We start from the raw sequence: 1,751 nt of genomic DNA, 5'->3' as shown, positions 1-1,751 counted from the left end.
GACATAATAATCAACATGTATGCTATGAAAACTAAAGACAATAAAAACGCAGCGGAAAAAGAGCGTAAAAATAAAGGAAGCGCAAAGGGAAAGGCCTCCTTCGATCAAAACGGAAAGGGTTCTTCAGATAAATTTGGTCAGGCTGGCTCCACACCTAACGAATCAGGAGAGAGTGGGCTTGGTACTGTAGATAAAAACAAAAAGACTTAAAAAAGATAAAAAGAGTAAAATACTCTTTTTATCTTTCGTAGATACTCATCTTTTCTGCAAGTTCTATAATGCTTTTTATTTTTAGCTTTTGGAAAAGTCTCAACTTATAAGTACTTACTGTACCCATTTGAAGATTTAGCTGGTTAGAAATTTCTAATACTCCAATCCCTTTTGTTAGTAATTCTGCTACTTCTAATTCTCTACCCGAAAGTTTGGTAAAAGGATTATCGGCATCATTACCCAATATACTGTTGAACATATTTTCCTTAACATTTCTACTTGAATAGCGACTGCCTGCTAAAATCGTAGTAATAGCGGTTACAATTTCTGATTCTTCTGCATTTTTGGTTAAGTAACCCGATGCACCCGATTTTAAATATGGAACAGCATAAATATTCTCATTCAAAGATGAAAATACCAGGATTTTTGCGTTTGGCTGAACCAATTTAATCTGATCGATTACCTTAAGGTTGTTACCTCCGGGCAAGTTCACATCAATGATGATTAAACTCGGCGATTTTTCTGTTTCAACAAGCGCCTGCTCTAGAGTAGATGCATGAATAATTTCAACACCAGGCCAAAAGTCTGATATTAAACCTTTTAATCCACGGCGGATGATCTCGTGATCATCAGCGATGAGCACAGTAAAAGTACTTACGGCATTTTTTGTTTTCATTATTTTAAGAATATTGTGCAAGTTAATAAAAAGTTATTTTTTTGTACGCAATTGTAGTTAATTTTTCGTTTAAATGCGTAAATATTATAATACACAAGTTTAAAGTTTTGTTTAAAACACATTAGTGCTCCCAATCTCACATTTTGCTTAATGAACAAATACGACTATGAAATCTCATGTGTAGCGCTGCTATAGGCCTGTAGCGGACCGATTGAGAAATCGTAACTATAGCCGGCCCCTAGTTTCTCAGATGGAAAAACCTGTATTGCCGCTACGGCCAAGTTCCTGGGTGTAAGATCACGCTACAAATAGCTTTTATCATACAGCTTTACTCCTGTGCGGTACGAACCGCCTACCCAGATAAAATTTTTGATCATCAAAAATGCATTCAGTTCCAAACTTGTGCGCCTCCGCAGTCATCTTTTAACAGAAAAGAAGGTTTAGCCTGAAAATCTTCCAAAAGCGGAAACAAGACCCCGGCGGTAAGGTAATAATGCGGTTCTGGCTGTATAAAGCTGTTTGTTCAGCAGTATTATTTCCTTTTCACTAAAGGACTTAAGACCTGTTAAAATGTTAAACCTCTTACTTTAAAAACAAGAAAATAATATAGAATTAAATTTTAGCCCTAATTCTACTCAATGTTTCGAGCCTGATGGCTAAAAAAGAAGCAATGTATTTTAAAGAAACCCGGTTAATTAAATCAGGAAATGAGAGCAAAAACCGTTTGTATCTTTTTTCGGCTGACGAAATCCGGCACAGGTAAGCACGTTCCTCTGCCGAGCGGTAATATAATTCCATCATCTTTCTGCCAACAATATTGGCTTCAGGAAAATTTTCGTAAAGATATTCTGATAATACATGCGGG

At 36.2% G+C, this 1,751-nt stretch carries 3 protein-coding genes; 1 reads left to right on the top strand and 2 read right to left on the bottom strand.

Going from position 1 to position 1,751, the window contains the following annotated elements; translation table 11 throughout:
- A partial coding sequence (locus AC1DND_RS27190; protein WP_477585887.1) for a hypothetical protein occupies window positions 1-210 on the top strand: 210 nt, incomplete at its 5' end.
- A 28-nt stretch (window positions 211-238) separates the two neighbouring features.
- Here AC1DND_RS27190 and AC1DND_RS27185 read toward each other — a convergent pair.
- Both AC1DND_RS27185 and AC1DND_RS27180 read right to left on the bottom strand, forming a co-directional pair.
- Window positions 239-886, bottom strand: coding sequence for a response regulator (locus AC1DND_RS27185; protein WP_057934807.1), 648 nt, complete (start codon window positions 884-886; stop codon window positions 239-241).
- Between the two features lie 612 nt (window positions 887-1,498).
- Window positions 1,499-1,751, bottom strand: a 253-nt coding sequence (locus tag AC1DND_RS27180) for a cyclic nucleotide-binding domain-containing protein (RefSeq protein ID WP_477585885.1), incomplete at its 5' end; no start/stop codon positions are given.

It is taken from the genome of Pedobacter sp. 01N416 (assembly GCF_056399685.1).
This window is presented reverse-complemented; position numbering and strand designations above follow the sequence as displayed.

What these genes read in the sequence shown, in the direction of transcription:
- AC1DND_RS27185 (WP_057934807.1), bottom strand. Translation starts at nt 886, where the DNA reads ATGAAAACAAAAAATGCCGTAAGTACTTTTACTGTGCTCATCGCTGAT.